This window comes from Pararcticibacter amylolyticus (assembly GCF_003130405.1).
Taxonomy (GTDB): Bacteria; Bacteroidota; Bacteroidia; order Sphingobacteriales; family Sphingobacteriaceae; genus Arcticibacter; species Arcticibacter amylolyticus.
The window spans coordinates 203,620-224,619 of record NZ_QEAS01000001.1; the positions used below are offsets into that span (position 1 = coordinate 203,620).

The following is a 21,000-nucleotide window of genomic DNA, read 5'->3' on the forward strand; positions in this document are numbered from 1 at the left end:
TCAACATGCACCGGCACAAACAGATCCGGCAGCTCCCATTGAAATTCCGGAACAGATCAATGACCCGAAAGCATTTGCCGCAGCAATAAAGATTGACAAAGACCACGCAGCACGTTTTGGCTCTCTGCTTGTTCAGAACTTTGACGGCCGCATTGAGCCTGTAAACACTCTTGCTCTGGAAATACTGAGAAAGCTTTACCAAAAAGATACTTTTTACGGCCTTGACGCCAATCAATTCCTGCTTTCGGCATCTACAGAACCTATCGCCTGGGCAAGAGTACCTCTTGTGAAGGTGAACCCAAGGGGAGGCCCGGAATTAATGAAAGCAGTAAAAGCAACTCCTGAAGGGTACACATCCCTGGTGAATCTTTTCGAATTCGGCCCTGACGGGCAGCCACATTTTGTCCTGGAGGCTGAATATCAGAAAGCGTTTGCGCGGAAAGCTTCCGAGCAGAACAGTTACGATAAAGAGCTTATTGAACTGAATGATAAACTCCAGGTGATGCAGTACCTTCTTAGCGGGCAGTATCTGCGCGTTCTTCCCGTTCCGGGCGACCCGAATAATACCTGGATCTCGTGGGGGGCTGATCACGCACATAATGCCAATATAAAAGATAATCTTTTTGCAGTTTACCTGAAGGAGGTGATTATGACCTCTTCTTCGTACAACTGGAATAAGGCAGATCAGCTTTTGCAGCAACTCAAAGACAATCAGAAACGCCTCGCAAAAGATATCATTCCTTCTGATGCAAAGGTAAAATGGGAACTGCGCTATAATACATGGAACATCTTCTTTAAACTGATGATCGCTTATGCACTACTGGGAGCACTTGTACTGGCACTTGCATTTACCCGCTTGTTCACAGAATCAAAGATTGTTAAAAGGCTGATATCGGGATTGCTGATCCTGGTAACAGCTGGCGCCCTTATACAGGCAGCCGGACTGGGAATAAGGTGGTATATTTCAGGGCATGAGCCCTGGAGCAATGGCTATGAGGCGGTGATGTTTATCAGCTGGACCGGGGTCGTCGCCGGTCTCATCCTTTACAGGAACAACAACGCCTTCATTCCTGCTGCGGGCTGTCTTATTGCCGTTATGCTGATGGGGTTTGCTCATGGAGGCTCTCAAATGAACCCACAGATCACCCCGCTGGTACCTGTCCTTAAGTCCTACTGGCTGATGATCCACGTAGCGATCATTACGTCAAGCTACGGCTTTTTCGGGTTAAGTGCCTTAATAGGGATGGTAGTGCTTCTGCTGTATATCGTTAATAACAAAAAAATTGAAGGTAAACTTATTTCCTCCGTCAATGAGCTGTCCATTGTTAATGAAATGTCACTGACCGTTGGTCTCTTTCTTCTCACAGTCGGGACCTTCCTGGGAGGGATCTGGGCAAACGAGAGTTGGGGACGGTACTGGAGCTGGGACCCAAAAGAAACCTGGGCTTTCATATCGGTTATTATTTACGCGTTTGTGCTGCACGTACGGCTGATCCCGAAAATGCAGGGCAAATATCTATTTAACCTGCTGTCATTGATAAGTTTCTCCAGTGTGATCATGACCTATTTTGGCGTTAACTACTATTTATCAGGCCTGCATTCATATGCTAAGGGAGATCCTGTACCCGTACCTTCGTGGGTATATATAGCAATAACCATTATAGCTCTGGTAGCGGCTTTGTCTTATTGGCGGTACCGGAACTGGAAGCTTAAGCCCGGTACAGGAACAAACAGTCAGGCACGTTAAGGTTTTAAGGTAATCATTTAAATATAATGTATTAATATTAAGAGGAAGATGGGAGCCATCTTCCTCTTTTTGCATGCAGGTTTTGCTTTTAAAGGCTTTTATTCTTTGGACTCAAATCTCTTCCTGTTGAGTTACTCTTCTTCCGGACTGATTTCAGGAAGAAAAACAGAACTGAGTTCTTTATTGTCATACAAAAATGGCGGCAAGTGACCTTTATCACAATGTTAAAATATCATTTTTAGGCTCCCCCTGAAATAGAAAAAAAGGTTATGAAGGTGGTTCATTAAAGGAAATTCAACAAGTACGATTTAGTCTTAAATATTTACTAAAAGTGCTCTGAGAAGTTCAAAAACGTAGATTTTCATTTTGACAATGCTTTACTTTGATAAAAAAAAGATCACCTGAAAATACAAGCATTATGAAAACTTTAAAAACTATAATCCTCGCATTTTGTATCATATTTTCTTTCAACTCATTTGCAAATAACGATACTTCCAGAGACCAGAAACTAAGCATGAACTATGCAGTTCAAACCTACATTGACGCAATGACGCAGGGCAAGATCAAAGATCTTCCGGAGGTTCTTGAGAACGATGTAAAATTCACCGTAACGCAGGGTCAGAACATTGTGAACTTCAGCAAAAATCAAATGCTCGCGGCGCTCAAAGGATCTGAAAATATGCAGCAAAACTGTAAAACCAACTTTACGGTAGTAGAGCAGAATGACGCACAATCCATTGTAAAGGTCAGCATGATCTACGACATGTTCACCAGGATTAACTATGTAACTATCAGCAATACCGATAAAGGCTGGAAGATCACTAACGTGTCAACTGTCTTTAATTAACGGTTCTTCCGGTTCAGAACAGTCCAAAAAAAAGCCCGGTCTCAGGAAATCTGAGACCGGGCTTTTTTGGGACCGGATTTAATATCCCTTGTTCTGTTGTAGAAGAGGGTTCACCAACCTCTGTGCATCTGGTATAGGATAAAGAAAATAGTCGGGATTGGCGTTTTTCATCATCTCTGTCAACGCAAGTCCTGTACGGCAGTAATCAAACCAAGCCTCGCCCTCAAACATCATTTCGCGCCTTTTCTCCTCTTGAACTTCGGTTACAAATGCCGCAACAGAAGCAAATGCAGATACCTGGGGTGTGGTAATACCAGCACGGTCACGTACTGTCTTAAAAGAATTCCACGCCGCAGAACTTACGTTTCCATCAGCCCGGGCCTTTGCCTCTGCGTGGATCAGCAGGATTTCTGCAAGCCTGATGACGGGGAAGTTTTGAATAGCTGGACTGTAATTCCGATATTTTCCAATGTAATATCTTCCGGAATTTTCGCCCTCGCCGGGATAAACTGTAAAGTCCTTTCTTTTATCACTTGCTTCGTACATGCCGGCAATTTCCTCTCCAGCTGCATAAAAGAGCATAGAGGCCGTTGGATTACTTACCGAGGCAAGAGTATTTATGGCTTGTTCGTCAAACTGCAGTTCAAAAATCGATTCAGATGTATTTTCCTCAGTCCACACAGACCCAAAAGCTCCCGGCAAGCTCAGTCCGCTTTGACCAACCACCTCTCCTGCCAGCCGTGCAGCCTCTGTATAATCACCGGTTGTTTTTGCGTGATAGAGGTATACCTTCGCCAGCAAGGCTTTCCCGGCAGTCCCGGTAGCTCTGCCCTTCGTATCAGCCGCATTTGCATACGAATCCGGCAAGTTCAGTGTTTCTTTCAGGTCGGCAATGATCTGTTCGTAAACCTTGTCCGCAGCACTTTGTGCAACCTGCAGGTCCTCATCTTCAGCAGTCGGGGTTAAAACCAGCGGAATATTCCCAAAAGCCCTGACCAGGTTAAAATAAGTCAGACCTCTTACAAACTTAGCCTCCTGTATAAACTGAGATTTCTTCTCCTCAGAAATACTGCCCTGTGGCATCTCTGCCACGCGGCTTATAATATTGTTAGCTGCATTGATAGTTGCATAGGCTGCATTCCATAAATTTCCGGTCCAGGGATTATCTACCCGGATACGATTCTCCTTATACTCTACAAACTCGGGATAGCTGGCAGCGTGGTTCACGTGATTTGCCGAAAACTCAGGAATGATAATCATTGTCTGACCGTAATAATATGGGCTTAACATACTCCGGTACATACCCATCACTGCCGACTGAGCATTCTGTTCACTTGTAAAGAAATTTTCAGGAGTTACCTGACTGATGGGCTCTCTGTCAAGAAACTTTTCGCAGGACGTAATACTGAACAACATTATACCTGCTATTATATATCTTAAGATTGTTTTCATGGAGTGTCTGATTGATGTTCTAGAAGGTTAAATTGACTCCTGCAGTAAAGACTCTGGGCTGAGGATAACTTCCATAGTCATATCCATAGATCAGCCCCTGGTTGGCACCTCCCTGGTTTGAACTGACCTCGGGATCGTAACCTCGATATTTGGTAAATACATAAGCATTTTGCACCGTGGCATATACCCGCAGGCTGGATGAATTGAGCTTCTTAACTATTTTATCGTTAAACGTGTATCCCAGGGTAATATTCCTGATCCTGAAGAATGACCCGTTCTCAACGAAGCGGTCAGAAATGGCGGCATTATCCAAATTATCCGGAGTAGGCCTTGGCACATCTGTGATATCTCCAGGCTGTTTCCAGCGGCGAGTCCAGTCTGTAAAGCCGTTGCTGCTTACACTGCTTCCGCCAAGGCCCGTTGCAAGGTTGTAGTTGAAAATATCGTTCCCATAAGAAAACTGACCCATAATGCTCAGATCGAAACCCTTATACTGGAAAGTATTAGTTATACCACCAAAAAAGTCAGGATTCGGATCTCCTATGATAACCCGGTCAGCCGGGTCGGTAGGAGCCCCCAGAGATCCGTCTTGTTTCACAAAATCAATCAGCCCTGTTTCCAGGTTTACCCCATGCATCTTCCATCCGTAAAAAGCCCCCAGCGGCAATCCTTCCCTGGCTATGTTGAGGTTGCCCACCCCCCCATATAGTTCACCGCCGGGCAGGGATACAACTTTATTACGGTTGAATGTCATGTTTAGCGACGTCGACCATCTTAAGGCACCCATTAGGTTTTGAGTACTCAGTTCAAACTCGAAGCCTTTGTTCCTTATCTTTCCGACATTGGTAAAGCGGTTCTGAAAACCGGAACTGCCCGGTACAGTGATACCAACGAGCAGATCTGAGGTATTCTTTACATAATAATCAGCGAGCAAAGAGATCCGGCCATTAAACAGTCCAAGATCCATACCAATATTCGTTTGGTTCGTGGTTTCCCACTTCAGGTTCTTATCACCCAGGACATTCGGAACATAACCGGAATAACCCAGATAATTACTACCCGCTGTATACAACGAATAGCTGGCATAATTAGGAATATTCTGGTTACCCGTAATTCCCCAGCTCGCTCTTAGCTTCAGGTTACTGACCGCACCTGCGCTCTTCATAAAATCTTCTTCAGAAATACGCCAGGCAGCTGCAAATGAGGGAAATGTACCATAGCGGTTATTACTTCCGAACCGGGAAGATCCGTCTACACGAAAATTGGCTGTCAGGAGATATCGTCCTTTGTAATCATAATTCACACGTGAAAAAACGGATGCGATACTCCATTCTTCCGGATATGAATTAGCACCTGTGAGCACTCCCCCAGCAGATATATATTCAATGTCGTTAGAAGGGAAATTTGAACGCCGGGCATCTACGAACTCTATCTTCGACTCCTGAACAGAAACGCCACCAAGAATATTCAGATGGTGATCACCAAAGGTATTGTCATAAGTCAGGGTTGTCTCGTTAATCCACAACTGATCCCTGGTATCACGCCGGGCACCAATTCCGCCTTGCGAAGCAAAAGAGCGGATCCCGTTTGGCGGCATAAAGAACGTCTCATCGATAAAGCTCATATCGGTACCAAAGCTTGTTTTCAGCGCCAGTTCCGGCGTAAATTTATATTCGGCAGAAGCGCTGGCAAGGACACGAAAAGTCTCTGCATGATTGACCGGCAGCTCAAGCATCGCAACGGGGTTCTCGCGGCTGATGCTTACCGGATCAAATACATAATTCCCGTTTCCGTCGTAAACAGGAAGGTTCGGCGGAGTTACAATTCCATTCTTAGTTGCCCCCTCTTTAGAGTTTTCCTCCTGCACCCGGTCATTTAGCGCCCTGGTGAGGTTGACACTTGCCGAAAATTTCAGCTTTTCATTATGCTGATGGTCAAGGTTCAGCCTTCCGCTGATACGGCTAAAATCAGAATTTCTGATCACTCCGCCTTGTTTCATATATCCGACAGAAGCATAGTATTGCGTCTTCTCAGATCCGCCACGCGCAGCGATTTCATAGTTACGGGTTTGAGCAGTCCTGAAAATTTGATCCTGCCAGTCTGTATTGACATTCGGATTAGCCAGGATGGCATCCGGTACCGGGCTTGAGTTTCCGTCGTCATCCAGACGCCATTTATAATAATCGCGCATATAGTCCTGGTACTGTGTTGTATTCATCATGTCGTACCAGCGCTCACGCGGGACCTGTGAAAACCCCTCGTAGGCGTTAAAACTAAAAACGCTTTTACCCGGCTGGCCTTTCTTCGTCGTAATCAGGACAACTCCGTTTGCCGCCCTCGCACCATAAATAGATGAAGAAGCAGCGTCCTTCAGTACTTCCACTGATTGTACATCGGAGGGATTAATAGATGAAAGGATATTAATCCCCTGTGTTCCCCCTCCAAAGTTAAAATCACTCCCGCCGGTAAAATTCGTTGTGCTGTTAACCGGAATCCCGTCAACCACATAAAGCGGATCTGAACTGGCATTAATAGAAGTGGTTCCTCTTACCCTGATATTCAGCCCACCTCCGGGGGAACCCGATTTCTGTGTTACCTGAACACCTCCGGCTTTTCCCTGGATAGCCTGAGTAATAGTGGGAAGCACATCATTCTTGATCTCATTGGCACCAATGCTCGAAACAGCACTCGTAAGCTTGGCCCGGTCCACCGTTCCGTATGCTGTAGCCACGACCTGAACCTCCTTCAGGGCCTTTGCTGCAGTACCTAGCACCACATTCACCGTTTTCCGGCTATTGACAGAAACCTGCCTCGTATTGTAACCGATGAACGAAAAGACGAGTACAGCATTGGCAGGAGCATTAATCCTATAGTTTCCGTTCACGTCAGTAATTGATTTTACCTCAGATCCTTTTACGGTAACGCCAACTCCCGGTAAAGGACCTTTGGCATCTGTGACAGTCCCGGTAATTTGCGGCCCCCGGGCCTGGGTGGTGTCTTTTTCAGGTACAGAGCCTGTAGGCGACGACACAGGTGATGTCGGGGGAGCAGTCGTTGCTGATGAGTCCGGTGTTTTCTTAACCGAATCAACACCGCCCGGCTGGACCGGTAAAGGAGGCCTACCGGTGCGCGTGGTATCTGTTTTTACTGTATCACGCGAGACTGTATCAGTGCGGCTTGTATCCTGTTGAACCCCGGATAACAAAGGATGCGGAGATACCGTGATAAGCGGGCGTGCCCGCAAAAAAGTTCCTGGTCCGGAAAACAGGAGGACCAGGAAGAGAGAGTAACTTGTTTTCATTTCGATAGGGTGATGTTTCCGGTAGGTTGTTAAAAACCAGACCGCTTTATAGAATGTCGCCTCAAAGAAATGAAAAACAATGACTTAATCAGAAAGGGCTGGATTTGAATTATTCTCTGGATTGTAGAGGAGCGCTGCAAAATGCCGAAAAAACCATCACCAGACTCTTCTAAACGCATATTCATCACCTCACTACTTTGATAGTCTTTTTAAAATGAATATTGTCAGAAGCGCTTCCAACCTGAATTTCGAACTCTCCGGGCTCTACCACATATTGCATTCTGTCATTATATAAACCAAGTTCAGAAACAGGCACCTCAAGAAGTATCTTCATTCGTTTGCCGGCTTTTATAAGTTCTTTTCTGAATGCTTTAAGTTGCTGAATAGGGGTAGCGACAGAACTGAATTTATCTCGTACATAGAGCTGTACTACTTCTTTTCCGTCACGGGTTCCTGTATTTTCTACTTCTACCTCTACTCTGACTGTATCATCTTCTGTAAATACAGAGTCTTTCAGACTACAGCCGGTGTAATTAAATGTGGTATAGCTCAGACCCGAGCCAAAATTCCAGAGTGGATCAGGAATATCGAAGATATAATGCCCTTTAGGCTCATCTGGTGTGCCCGGGCGGTCGAAAGGTTCTTCTCGGTCAGTGACAAAATGATTATAGAAGCATGGCGTGTTGCCCGTACTCCGGGGAAACGATATGTTCAAACGGCCAGAAGGATTTACAGCCCCGGTCAGTATGTCAGCCAGAGAGCGCCCTTGCTGTTCGCCTCCGTACCATTGTACAATTACAGCGTCTGCATTTTCCTTCACCCATGGCATGGCAAGTGGTTTTCCGGCAATAAACACCACCACCATTGGCTTCCCGGTAGCCTTAACAGCTTTCAGCAAATCCTCCTGCACCCCTGGCAGTTCAAGCGATGAAAGGTCGAATCCTTCACCTGATGTAACATTTTTCGGGCTGCGACCAAGAAAGGTACTCCGGGTACCTATCGCGACTATTGCCAGGTCACTGGCTTCTACTGCCTTCACAGCCTCAGCTATGCCGTTCTTGTTCCTGCTCCACCAATCACAACCCTCAGCATGCCGCAGCACTGTTTTATTTCCTATTACCTGTTGCAGGCCAGCCAATAAGGTAACTCCTTCTTTGGCATCACCATAAGTCCAGGAATAATCTCCAAAGATCGTCTGATTGCTATTTGGTCCAACCACCGCAACAGATTTATATTTCGATAAATTTAATGGTAGTATCTGATGATCGTTTTTGAGCAGGATGGCACTTTCGTCGGCAACTTCTTTAGATAAAGCAACCTTTGCAGCACTCCTTACCACCTTATTAACTTTTTCCGGCTTTGCACCGACAGCATCAAACAGTCCCAGCTCAAACTTAACGGTCAGCACTCTCCGAACCGCCTGATCAATATATTTGAGGTCCAGCTTTCCGCTTTCTACCATCTTCTCAAGAGTTTCAAAAGATGAATCCACGTTGAGATCAACTCCGGCAATAAGTGCCATCATCGCTGCTTCCTCCCGGGTTTCTACTGCCTGATGGAACGTTTTCAGCCTTTCAACAGATCCCCAGTCGGAATAAACATATCCCCTGAAACCAAGCTCGCCACGCAGGATATCTGTCATATAATAAGAGGAGCCGGTTACCGCCAAGCCATCATAAGCGCTGTAGCATGACATAAGCGACAAGGGATTTGCTGCAGCAATAACCTTTTTAAAGGGATACATGTAGAGGCTTCTGAGTTCGCGTTCGCCTCCGCTAACGTTGGCGCAATTTAAGCCGCCCGAAGGACTGCCATGTGCTAAGAAGTGTTTAGGGGTACAGGTAATGTGATGCTTCTGATACCCTTTTACAAAGGCTGTAGCAATTTCACCTATCAGGAAGGGATCTTCTCCAAAGGTTTCCTCCACCCTTCCCCAGCGAAGTTCGCGGGCAATATCGAGTACAGGAGACAGGATCTGATGGATCCCCATCACACTTGCCTCTTCACCAGCTGCTTCCGTCATCCTGGTAATCAACTCCGGATTAAAGGTGCTGCCCTGGGCAATGGCTTGTGGAAAAATAGTGGAACCATTCTGCAGAATACCTTCAATCCCCTCAGCCGCTGTTAAAACAGGGATGCCCAGTCTCGTTTCATTAAGCATGTAGTTCTGAAGCTTCTGATACATATCGGAGCAGTCCTGTGCGTTCATGCTCATTTCATGGGTACATCCGTAGCTCTCACCATTAAAGATCCGGCTAATCTCACCGGCTTTACCGCACGCACGGTTCTGCAACTGAAGGATCTTTTCCTTTAGTGTCATTCTTGACAACAGATCCTCTACCCTTTCTTTAACCGGTGCAGTCTTATTCTTATACACTGGTTGATCAGGAATTCCTGCAACAATAGTCTGAGAGAAAAAAAAGAAGAGTATGAACAAACTGAATTTCATTGATTTTAGTTAAAGAGTCCGGAAACAGTTTAGCTGTTTCACAATTGTTAATTTGATATCCTGAAAAAATCGAAGTCGGCGTGTCCCCCGGTAACCGCTGGTCCAGGCGATGTACAGAGAAGACCGATCTTCGCTCCAATCCACGTTCCCTGAGCAGCCCGGAGAGGCGTACCAAATGAAGTAAAGGTATCGCCGTCAGAGCTATAGGAGTAAGACACCATTGCATTCCGGTCAATGGAAGCCCTAAGCCAGATGACTTTTGAATCGTCCTTCACTACGGCGATCATGCGCATCTCTTCTTTTCCGCCGGACCTCTCCCCTTCATACAATACGAGGTAAATTCCATCCTCACGCTTTTCCTGGCAGAGCCAGGTATAATAATTCCCCATCACTACCAGACCAGCCCGTTCTCCCTGCAATACAGCCGAAAAAGCCATCCTGGTTGTCGCTGAGAAAGCCGGTGCCGGAAATTTTTGAAGAAGCACATTAGGAATATTTGTTATCTCAGAACCGGAAGCAGCCGCCAGCCTCAGCCAGCCCCTGTTCTTCTCAAGGCTATACCATTCGGAACGGGGTGCTGCCTGCCACTGCCATTGCAGACCCAGGGGTTTTTCGTTAAACTCGTCCGAAGTTTTCGGCACCCGGATAGGGTACTTTTTCCCACCTGTGACCGGCTTTTTTCCTCCTGCGACAGGCTCGCCTGTTCCATCTCCGTCATCATCTCTTCCGATGACGGGCCATCCCTCTTTCCATTTAACAGGCTGCAAATGTGCTATACGTCCAAATGCGCCTCTGTCCTGGAAGTGGATGAACCACCATTCACCTGTTTGAGTTTCCACGATGCCCCCCTGATGAGGGCCATTAACCGCAGTTTTTCCCTGAGACAGTACGATCCTGTCTTCGTAAGGTCCATAGATATTTTTTGAACGGAATACGGACTGCCAGCCTGTAGCCACTCCACCTGCGGGGGCTGAGAAATAATAGTAACCGTCCCTTTTATCCATAAATTTAAAACCTTCAAGGACCGGCTGCCGCTTATTGTCCTGATAGATCAATACACCGCTGTCAAGCAGTGCATGGCCATCAGCTGACATTTTATGAAGGATAGCAGGCCCGCCTCCAAGCATCCCGTGAAGCAGATAGGCTTCACCGTTATCATCCCAGAACGGACAAGGGTCCTCCCAACCTCTGGCTTCATGAACTAATCGTAAATCCCACTTTTTTGCCGGATTAGTCGTAACAGCCATAAACAGGCCTTCCTCAGGCGTGCAGAAAAACACAAAGAAACGTCCCGCATGATAACGAATGGACGGTGCCCAGGATCCCTGTCCATGCTGCACCGTTTCGTATTTAGGCAATGGCAACCGCTGATACACATAGTTGATGATAGTCCAGTTTACGAGATCCTTTGAAGAGAGCACCGGTATCCCCGGCTGGCAGGTAAAACTGGATGCAATCATATAATACGTATCGCCCACCCGAATCACATCAGGGTCGGAATAATCCGCATAAATAACCGGATTCTTATAGGTACCGTCGCCATTGTCGGAGAACCACGCCTGAGCATAGCTTTCTCTGCCGGCAAAGATGAATGCCAGAACAAGAGTGCCATTTCTGAAAAACTGCTTTACTCTTTTCATACTTTCCTGATTACAACACCTCCTCAAACTGTAAAACAACGCTGGTTCTTCCAGAGTTGACCTGGGGGTTGAAACCGACTTTCATCAAGAAATCACCGGAATAAGACTTTTCACCTTCAATAAGAGAGGAGATCCCCGGATAAAGATTAATCTCCCGGATACGATACTTCCTGGCTGGATCGAGCCCCTTAAGCTTCACCGGCAGCTTACTCCCGGATCCATACCGACTGCTAACCAGGTAATTGAAAATTACACCACGGGTTCGTTCGGGGTTTATATACATCAGTGAAGCAAACTCACTCTCCCAGGGGCTAACCAGTCTGTATTGATCGCCATGCCAGATGATATCTTTCAATGATTTGTAATTTGAGATGGCTTCCTGGCAAAAGCGGAGATCATTTTCAGATAGTTTGGAAACTACAATATCAAATCCCAGCTTTCCCATCATGGCCACATCAGTCCTGAACTTAACAGGCTGTTTTCCCCAGTCTGTAACATGGTTAGAAGAACTGACGGCAGGATAGAAATAAGAATATTCCCACTGGATAAAGATCCTTTCTGCCGGATCAGTATTGTCGCTTGGCCAGAATTCTGTAAAATACTTTAATGCCGCATAGTCGACCCTGCCGCCACCGCCGGAGCATAGCATCATGGGCACCTTCGGATACTTCAGCCGAATCCTTTCAAGCACTCGATATAAACCCCTTACATATTCAATATAGAAGTGTGACTGATTGCGAAGATGGGTAGAATAAGCATTATAGATCACTGCATTGCAATCCCACTTGATATAAGCCAGGGTGGGATTCTCTGTGAACAGGTGATCTACGACACCAAATACAAAATCCTGTACTTCCGGGTTCGAAAGATCCAGCACCAGCTGATTTCTGAAATAATGTTCTGCGCGGGCTGGTTGTTTTACCACCCATCCAGGGTGTTTCTCATAGAATTCGCTTTTAGGATTGACCATTTCCGGTTCAATCCAGATTCCAAACTTTACGCCCGTGTTCTGAGCCTCCCTGACCAGCGAACTGATGCCATTGGGGAGCTTTATCTTGTTTTCCTGCCAGTCTCCCAATCCTGCCCGGTCATCATTTCTGGGATATTTATTGCCGAACCATCCGTCGTCAAGCAGAAACAAGTCAGCCCCCAGTTTTTTCGAATCTTTTATCAGCTCTGCAAGACGGGTTTCATTGAAGTCGAAATAGGTGGCTTCCCAGTTATTAAGCAGAACCTGCCGGTCGCCGTTACCGTCAACAAGCTTGTAGGTGCGAGCCCACCGCTGCAATTGCCTGCTTGCAACCCCCTTTCCCTTATCGGAGAAAGTATATAAGAAGACCGGTGTCACAAAGCTTTCACCTGGTTTCAGGGTATAAGCGGATGCGTAATTATTAATGCCGGCTATAATACGGAGATTATTGAGATAGTCAAGCTCCAGGTCAACTCTGAAGTTTCCGCTGTATTCCAGAGAACCATAAAAGACGGCCCCCTCATCTTCTGTTGCAGGTGTACCAAGAGAGATCATAAAAGACGAAGACTGGAACAGGTTGGCCCGGGTGCCCAGCTTCGAATCGATGGTTTTTATTCCATGTGTCAGCTGACTTTCCTCCGGCTGCATCTCCCTGGCCCAGTCTCCATGGTATTGTTTCAGCCAGTAACGATCTCCTTTAAGATAAAGATTGGCGGAAGCATATTTTTGAAGCAGTACATTCCCTTTCTCCCTGTGGCGGATCTCACTCCATTGTTCAATCACATCCTCCCTGTAATAAGATTTATAAAAAAGAGTCACATCGAAATGGTATACAGGGTCCTTCAACTCTACCGATAAGAGCGACACGTTTTCATCTACTTTCGTAAAACGATGGCTTACGTAACGTAAATCCAGAGAGTTGTTGCCATCCGAATGGGTGACGGTAATCGCCGGTTCCAGGAGATTTCTGGCTCCCGAGGGCGTATAAGCAGCATTCAAGCTATTCGTGTAATCATCGCCCTGCCTGAACATTCCGGGAACTTCATCGTATTCGGCAGCATTACTGAGCTTACGGCCAAGAAAGATCACACCGAGATCACCATTTTTTCCAGCACGCAGCACAAGTGCGTTATTTTCTGTAAGGATCGGAATAGTCGTCTCCTGAGCAACTGAAGGGTGTGGGATCATGAGTGAAAGACCGGTAAAGAACAAAACAACCGTGAAACACCTAGAGGGAAAATACATCATATCATCTTCTATTTCGTTATTTAGTATTATTAAAAGGCTCCACTTTCAATAACGGACGATCATTACCGAGCAGGGCAGCATCGAATTCGACAGTGATATCTTTTGATTCCCCTTTCAGGAGAGAAAAATAACCATCGCTGACAATAGCAGGGAGTATCTGCTCTCCTGTACCGGCCTTTACAGCCTGAACCCTTACAGCAAATGCTATAGCAGGAGATGATGACGGATTTGAGATGGTGGCTCTGAGGTAACACCTGTTATCGGATCTCTTTTCAGTCTGGCTCACTTTCAAATTTACCTTCGGAAGTGAGTTCAACGCCGTAAAATCATTTCCGCTGCTGGCTCTCCAGTAAAAATTATCTGATATTAAGTTCCCTTTCTGATCTTTCAATTTAAGTTTCAGAAAATGGACCGCAGTAAGTTCCTTATCGGTTACGTTTCCTCCGAGTACTTCCATGCTCCAGAGAGAAAATCCCCAGGACGTAGCACGTGTCAGGCAGGCTATGCGTACATACCGGGCTTTCTGTTCATCACTGAACATCACATCCTGCTCTCCCGGCTTTCCCGCCAGTGCCTTCGTTACATCGGTCCAATCTTTCGCGTTATCCGAAACCTGAACTTTAAACGTTCTTGCGTATGCCTGCTCCCAGTTCAGCTTCACCCCACGGATGGTTTCCTGTTTTTCAAGATCCACATATATCCATTGATTGTCAGACGGTTCACTTGCCCAACGGGTATCAGCCTTTCCATCAGCAACCAGGCGCGGCTGGCCATGTGACGATGAGGAAGAATAAACATCTTTACCGCGGGCCAGATCGAGGTTCTCCTGCCTGAAGGGCAGTCTGAAAAAAGTAGCAGCACTGTTTGACGGAATGTCTCCTCTGCCTGATAGACTGTATTTACCCACTTTTACACCATTGAGGTTATAGACTTCCGCTTCCGCTGTTAAGTCATCAGCATCCCGGCCAGTCGTGTTAATACCCCTTATCTCATTAGTAACCGGATTCCATTGAATGTGCAAAGGCTCACAGGCTTTTTTTATTCCCCAGAAGGCTCCTGTAAGATCGTAATAATAATCATAGGTCTGCCAGATGAGCGAAGGCAGGGAAGCGTTACTCATCCAGGTCATAATACCCGATGCATCATCCCATATATGGTCCTGCCAGCCTTCGTACATGGCCTTGTTGGTTTCAATATTCACCAGCTGTGCTTTCCGGCAGAATTCTTCAATGCTATGAGGTTTCCCGTATTTTGTCTCAATTGTTTTAACATAGAAATCAGCATCTGCATTGAAGGCCCATGGACCGAAATAATGCTTGTCCCACATACTGTTCCTTGGCCACCAGTGCTCCTTAGGGATAAACTTTTTGAAACTTTCAACATTGGTAAATACTGCAGTTCCCAATTCGGTACGAAATCCCCAGCCGTCATTTCCTCCAAGACCTGTCGGATATTTTGTAAAATAATATTTTGGGTCCTTGTTCGCCCATGGGCCGCTCCCGGAAAGGTTATCTGCATGTGAATTAGCCTGGTAATAGCGCGCATCGCCATCGTAAACCCTGATATTTTCCCTGATCCAGTTGTTCAGAGGCGCCTCGGGCCAGCCTTCATTATCACCGCACCAAACAGCCACTGAAGGATGGTTTCTGAGCCGCTTAATTTTTTCGATGACGGCAGAATTAAACTCACTGGCGTCTCTTGGTAAATTTGGATTCGAGTTCAGCCAGAAATCATCCCATACCATGATTCCATACCTGTCACAGGCTTCATAAAACTCTTCATCCGTGGTCGAACCGATCCAGTTCCTGATCATGTTGAAGTTCATCTCCTTATGCAGGCGGACCTTCGTATCGTATTCCTTCCCCTGACACCTCAGCATGTATTCAGACATGCCCCAGTTTCCTCCTTTTATAAACAGGGGCTTATCATTGATGTAAATGTGCAGAACACTATCCCTTGTGTCGTAACTGTATCTTTTTATTCCGAAGGTAACAGTCGTTTCATCTGCAACCCCTGCGTCGGTCTGCAAACTAAGCTTACAGGTATAGAGATTAGGATTACCATACCCGTTAGGCCACCAGAGCTTCGGATTATGGATCGCCAGTGCAGCGATCTGTTCCTTATCTAATTTCACGGAGGTCACGATATCGGGTTCAACAGTAACTTTCTGGCTGAATGTAATATTTCCAGGGTTTATCAGCCCCTTCACAATTGCCTGCTGCTGATTTCCTGTGGCATTTCTCACATCAAAAGACACTTCAAGATCGGCCCGGGCATTAGTAGGAAGTTTTGTTTGAATCCACGGGTCCTCAATTGTAAGATCTCCTGTATTGGTTAGGAATACTTTATCAGTTATCCCTGAATTGAGGCCGGGGATGTAGGGCATCCAGTCCCATCCGGCACTCGACACATAAGTGGGACTTGCATAATTCGCCATCGGTTTCTTTGGGATATCAATCAGCACAGCAAGCTGGTTCTCTCCATTTTTCGTAATGAGAGCACTTACGTCGAACTTTTGTTTATGCATAAAGTTGTTTACTTCCCCCAGCTTTCTGCCATTCAGGTAGACCTCTGCATTCCGGTTGACACCGTTGAAAATTAACCAGGTTTTCTCCCGGCTAAAAGAGGAAGGCACTCTAAAGGAGGTAATATACCAGAAACGCTGATCGAACTTCGCTCTGTCCGCATTCCAGATGTTATCCCCGAAGTTAGGATCCTTCTCAAGTCCCTGCTCAACATAGGCTGCATAAACTGTCCCCGGCACCTTTGCTTTTACCCATCCCTGCTGTTGCTGTGCATCCTGCTGAACCTTCATGATATCACTTCCGGTTTCAGCTTCACGCTTAACCCGCCACTCGTGTCCCGCGTCGCTGTTCAGTGATAGGTTATACTGGGCCCGTGAAACGGGCCCAAGTATGACTATCATTAAAAAAATCAGAATTGTTTTGATCTGTAAGTGTGTGCGTGTTATTAACATAGTGTTTCAGATTTAAATCATTATTGCAGCTCCGCCACAATCCGGAGCTTGATATAATTAAAATGCAGCCAGGTAGTTGAACCGGTACTTACTACCCACCCTACAGCAACCTGCACAGGTTGATTCAGAGCGAATTCAATTTTGTGAGTTCCTGCTGTATTATTTTCATTTGAACGGTAGGCCCCGAGAACTTCGTTCTGATCATCCAGCTTGTCGATGTCAGGAAGTACATTGCCTCTGGCAACGACAAAATTAGAGTTGATGGAGCCGCCACAGCCATCGCTGTAATACTCCATTTCGTATTTGCCTTCCGCTAACATAAAGGTCTGATAGATCTTGCCGTTTGTCAGGCCTTCGCCGCCCCAGTCTTTTGATTCAAAGTGAATAACACCTTTCGGAGTACCATCGGTCGACCACCCGCCCGCCGTGTTTCCGTTCTGGTTCAGGACATTTGGCGTATACAACCAGTCTTTAATTATCCCCCATTTACCGGTACCATTATCACTCCTCAGAAAGGGCTGCCCTGAATTCTTAATATAGAAGCTTGTGACATCTTCCGAAACAGCGATCATCTCCGGCGCGGCATAAAATGTATCGATAGCCATTGTATCAGGCAGAAAGAAAGTCTGCATTCTGAACTTCGACATGCTTTTATAGTTCTTCAGCACTACGCGGCTACTGTCGTTGGTTACCAGGACTGACTTCTCTTTATCATTCACATCCGTGTAGGTAAATTTTGTGAAAGGAGAAGCGACATCTCCACTGTAAAGATTAATAAATACGTCGTTCCCCTGCTTCTCCGCATTCTTAATCACCCGGTTGAAGAGGCTTTCCTGGTAAGTAGCACCGTAAGAGCGGCCCGTAACCAGCACCTTAACAGATGGAGTTCCCTTGCTATCATATGAAATGATCTCAAAATTGTGGCTCCCTTCAGGAAGAGATACAGGAACATTCAGCGTGTCAACCCCCAGGGACCGGCTGATATCTAACAAGATTGAATCGCGTCTCTGATTATAAAAGATCTTCACCCTGGTGATATTCGGATCAGAGGTGAGCAGACCGGTGATAACCACCCGTTCTCTTCCTGAACGCGCCTTGACGGAATCGACTTTCCCGGTGTATACCATTTCTTTGCCACCCGTATACTTAAGGTAATCGTCCATTTTGGAACAGGAGGCAATCACCAGCAGAACAAATGCCAGTGCCAATACTGTTAAATTGGTTTTTAGTTTCATATATACAGTCTTTTATCTGCCATTGCAGTGTGTTCCTTACTTATCATTTCCCCAGAAAGTTATTTCAGAGAAAGCCATATTGGTGTTGCCCGACCAGTTCTCGAGGCAACGGATCCTGATATACCGGACTTTGGGAAGATCGAGCGGTACGTTCGCCTCGTCACCTATTCTTCCGGCAACGCGGTCATCTTCAGTAAGGATGCCCGTAGGAAGCCCGGATGGTTTTACAGAAGTGACGGTAAGCAGCTTCGTCCAGCCGTCAAAGCTCCCTCCCGGATCAGGGCTCAGAGCACCCCAGATCTCATATCGCTTGGGGGTCACATCATTGAACCAATGCTTATCATCAGCAATCGCCTGGAGCGAAAAACGGCTCAACTGAGCGGTTGTCCCCATATCAAACGTGAAATACCTGGCTACTCCAGTTGACCCTGTTCCTGTATGGGCGCCGCAGTTAGGCCCGTCCGGAAGGACTTTCCCATCCCATATATTGCGCATAGCACCATCAAAAGCGTTAGTAGGCGAATCGCCCGGAAGGATCACCTCCCTGAACTTGCTCTTATCCAGCATGATCTCATAAATAGGTGTAAGTTCTGTCTCTCTGATCTGTGAGAAATTAGACCACTTGTCCACGATGTAGATGCCAAACCTGCGTGATTCCGCCTTAAATCCCCGAACTGAAAAAGCGCCATTTGCCCTGGCTGTATAAAAGGTGGAGGCAATCGCCATTTTTCCGGTTGAATCCGGAGTAGTTACATATATAGCCAGGTCTGCTTTGCTGCTATTCTTAAAACTAATGTTAATACCGCCAAAATCCGGGATAACTTCTAACGACTCGTAGGTTTCTGTTACCGGGGGAGTAGCCGGCTTTACGTCAACGTGAACAGCTATCGACCTGTTACCGCTTTTATCCACACAGTACAATTCTACGTCGTGCGTTTCAGTATCCGGAAAGCCTTCCACTACTACATTATTGGTGTAGAATGAGGATTTAAATTCGCGCTTTTTGTTATCTCCAAGTTTGTACGTGGCCAGAACATATAAAAGATCATCTTCCTTTGGAAGACTGTAGCTTATTCTTGCACCACCGGGAATGCTTTCCATCGCCACATTAGTAACTGGGGCGGGAGCTGTATCATCCTTCTCAATAGGCGCCAGCTGGTCTTCCTTACAACTGCTTATAAAAAAGCCAAGGAAGCTTATAACGATAATAAGTTGCTTTACTCTCATTGTCAGAAATTTAGATAGTGAGTTACCAACCGGGGTTCTGAACCAGGTTAGTGTTAATGATCAATTCATCCTGTCTCAGCGGCCACAGATAGTCCCTCGGAGCTATGAAGCGCTGGTTATAAAGTAACCGGGGACGATAGTAACCGACAGCCCCTTCCTGGTCGATTGTCCAACCCTGTATTGCCTGGTTCAGTACAACATCAGCAGTTTTCCATCTCCTTAAATCCCAAAACCGCTGGCCTTCAAATGCCAACTCGATGCTCCGTTCCTGCTGAATAATTGACCTTAATCCCTGCCTGGTTGTAAACTTATTCCTGTTTACCGAGTAGTTAGTCCATGACTCCTTCACTCCTTTAAGTCCCGCCCGGGCCCTGACCTTGTCGAGCCATTCCATCGCTTCATCTCCTCTGCCAACTTCGTTCAGTGCTTCCGCATACATCAGGTAGAGGTCGGCAAGACGCATTTCAGGCCACGGATACTGCTCCAGGGTATGAGAGGACTCCTTCATTACGAATTTCCAGTTGACGAGTTTTTTTGCCCAAAGTCCGGTAACTGAGTAATTGTAGGCACCCAACTGCGACTGAGGCTGCCCCTTCTTTGCCCTGACTGTCCATGTATCGGCATCTGTACTGTTCCTGCTATTTTCCATATACCATACGGCACCATCAAAAGCGATATCAGCATAATACCGGGGTTCACGGTTAAAATTAAACTCTGCTGTCTCATAGCCATTAATGATATTAAAGCGTTCTGCAGAAGCGGCTGTCCGTAATAAGTACCGCGTTCCATACTTCCAGGTACGGTCCTCATTGATGGGTACCCCTTTATCCGTGTAAAAGAAAGCAGCCGCCTGTAGGGTGGGAGTGATCCGCTCACGGGAACTCCACATATTTGCAAGATAAGACGGGTCGATGCGGGCCATGCAATCAACCTGAATCTCATTGGCCGTACGGGCAGAAAGTCCCCATATCAGCTCCTGGCTCCATTTTTCACACACACTGTTGCGGATACTCATCTGTATCTTCGTCGTATCACTGAGTTTATAGAAAGTAGAAAACTCATAAAGTTTGATGCCCGCTGTCGTACAAACATCGACGGCCTCCTTACAGGCTGTAACAGCTGCCTGCCATTTATCTTCACTAAACTGTGGATTGAACAGTTGTCCTCCCTCCTTGTCCTTAAAATTCACATAGTCTGGATTTCCGTTAAACAAAGGACTGGCAGCGGTCAGCAATAGCTTCGCCTTAAGAGTGAGGGCGGCCGGCCTGGTTACCCTTCCGAGTTCGCTTGATCTGTCTGTCACAACATCAGGCAGACCTGCCGCAGCACTGTCCAGCAGCCCGGTAATATACTTTACTACCTCGTCCACCGGTGCGCGCTTTTGCTTTACAGCATCTGCCGATGCTGTAACAGGTACATTCTTATCGGCAATAACGATAGGCCCATACATTCTAAAGAGGTAAAAGTGGTAGTAAGCTTTAAGAAACATCACCTCGCTCAGCCAGCGTTTCCGCATCGAAGAACCCAAATCATTCACTTTACTGTTGTCTGATACGTTTTCGAGGAAGATATTACAATCGCGTATCGCGTTGTAGAAATCCCTGGCACCACCACGCCCCTCCCAGAAATTCATATATGGATCATTAATATTCTGGTTCCCCCTGCCAATCTCCCAAGTGGAGAAGGAATCATAACCAGGCGTCCACAACTCGTCGGCGCCGAGGAAACCTACATTTCCGGATGCTGTGTTATGCCATGGGAGATAAGAATAACAGGTGTAAAGGTATTTTTCCGCCTCTTTTCTGTTACTAAACGCATTATCTATAGTGGCTACATTATCAGGAACAATATCGAGATAGTTCTTGCAGGCAGAGAGCAATGCCGCACACAGTAGCAGGAGAACATAA

The 21,000-nt window shown here is 46.4% G+C and carries 11 protein-coding genes; 2 read left to right on the forward strand and 9 right to left on the reverse strand.

Going from position 1 to position 21,000, the window contains the following annotated elements:
* Both ccsB and DDR33_RS00915 read left to right on the forward strand, forming a co-directional pair.
* Positions 1-1,747 (forward strand): c-type cytochrome biogenesis protein CcsB (gene ccsB / locus DDR33_RS26565; protein ID WP_238387610.1); only part of this gene is annotated, 1,747 nt, incomplete at its 5' end.
* A gap of 418 nt (positions 1,748-2,165) precedes the next feature.
* A complete protein-coding gene (locus DDR33_RS00915; RefSeq protein WP_238387611.1) occupies positions 2,166-2,594 on the forward strand; it encodes a nuclear transport factor 2 family protein in 429 nt (142 codons plus the stop codon).
* 78 nt (positions 2,595-2,672) lie between these two features.
* Here DDR33_RS00915 and DDR33_RS00920 read toward each other — a convergent pair whose 3' ends face one another.
* From DDR33_RS00920 to DDR33_RS00960, 9 genes are all read right to left on the reverse strand, one after another.
* The gene (locus tag DDR33_RS00920; protein WP_109413880.1) at positions 2,673-4,046 is read right to left on the reverse strand and encodes a RagB/SusD family nutrient uptake outer membrane protein; all 1,374 of its coding nucleotides are present in this window, start codon (positions 4,044-4,046) and stop codon (positions 2,673-2,675) included.
* Positions 4,047-4,065: 19 nt separating this feature from the next.
* Positions 4,066-7,347, reverse strand: coding sequence for a SusC/RagA family TonB-linked outer membrane protein (locus DDR33_RS00925; protein WP_109413881.1), 3,282 nt, complete (start codon positions 7,345-7,347; stop codon positions 4,066-4,068).
* A 184-nt stretch (positions 7,348-7,531) separates the two neighbouring features.
* The gene (locus tag DDR33_RS00930) at positions 7,532-9,796 is read right to left on the reverse strand and encodes a glycoside hydrolase family 3 N-terminal domain-containing protein (protein ID WP_109413882.1); all 2,265 of its coding nucleotides are present in this window, start codon (positions 9,794-9,796) and stop codon (positions 7,532-7,534) included.
* Positions 9,797-9,843: 47 nt separating this feature from the next.
* Positions 9,844-11,436 carry a glycoside hydrolase family 43 protein gene (locus tag DDR33_RS00935; protein ID WP_109413883.1) on the reverse strand — a complete coding sequence of 531 codons (1,593 nt, stop codon included), beginning with the start codon at positions 11,434-11,436 and terminating at the stop codon, positions 9,844-9,846.
* A 10-nt stretch (positions 11,437-11,446) separates the two neighbouring features.
* Positions 11,447-13,594 (reverse strand): alpha-galactosidase, encoded by a 2,148-nt coding sequence (locus tag DDR33_RS00940; protein ID WP_202913622.1) that lies wholly within the window; start codon positions 13,592-13,594, stop codon positions 11,447-11,449.
* A 76-nt stretch (positions 13,595-13,670) separates the two neighbouring features.
* Entirely contained in the window at positions 13,671-16,580 is a 2,910-nt protein-coding gene (locus DDR33_RS00945) for a discoidin domain-containing protein (protein ID WP_202913623.1), read from the reverse strand.
* A gap of 71 nt (positions 16,581-16,651) precedes the next feature.
* Complete coding sequence (locus DDR33_RS00950; protein WP_109413886.1) at positions 16,652-17,866, reverse strand: DUF4998 domain-containing protein; 1,215 nt, start codon at positions 17,864-17,866, stop codon at positions 16,652-16,654.
* Positions 17,867-17,902: 36 nt separating this feature from the next.
* The gene (locus DDR33_RS00955; RefSeq protein WP_109413887.1) at positions 17,903-19,093 is read right to left on the reverse strand and encodes a DUF4959 domain-containing protein; all 1,191 of its coding nucleotides are present in this window, start codon (positions 19,091-19,093) and stop codon (positions 17,903-17,905) included.
* A gap of 22 nt (positions 19,094-19,115) precedes the next feature.
* Positions 19,116-21,000: RagB/SusD family nutrient uptake outer membrane protein (locus DDR33_RS00960; protein ID WP_109414169.1), on the reverse strand; the 1,885-nt coding region annotated here is incomplete at its 5' end.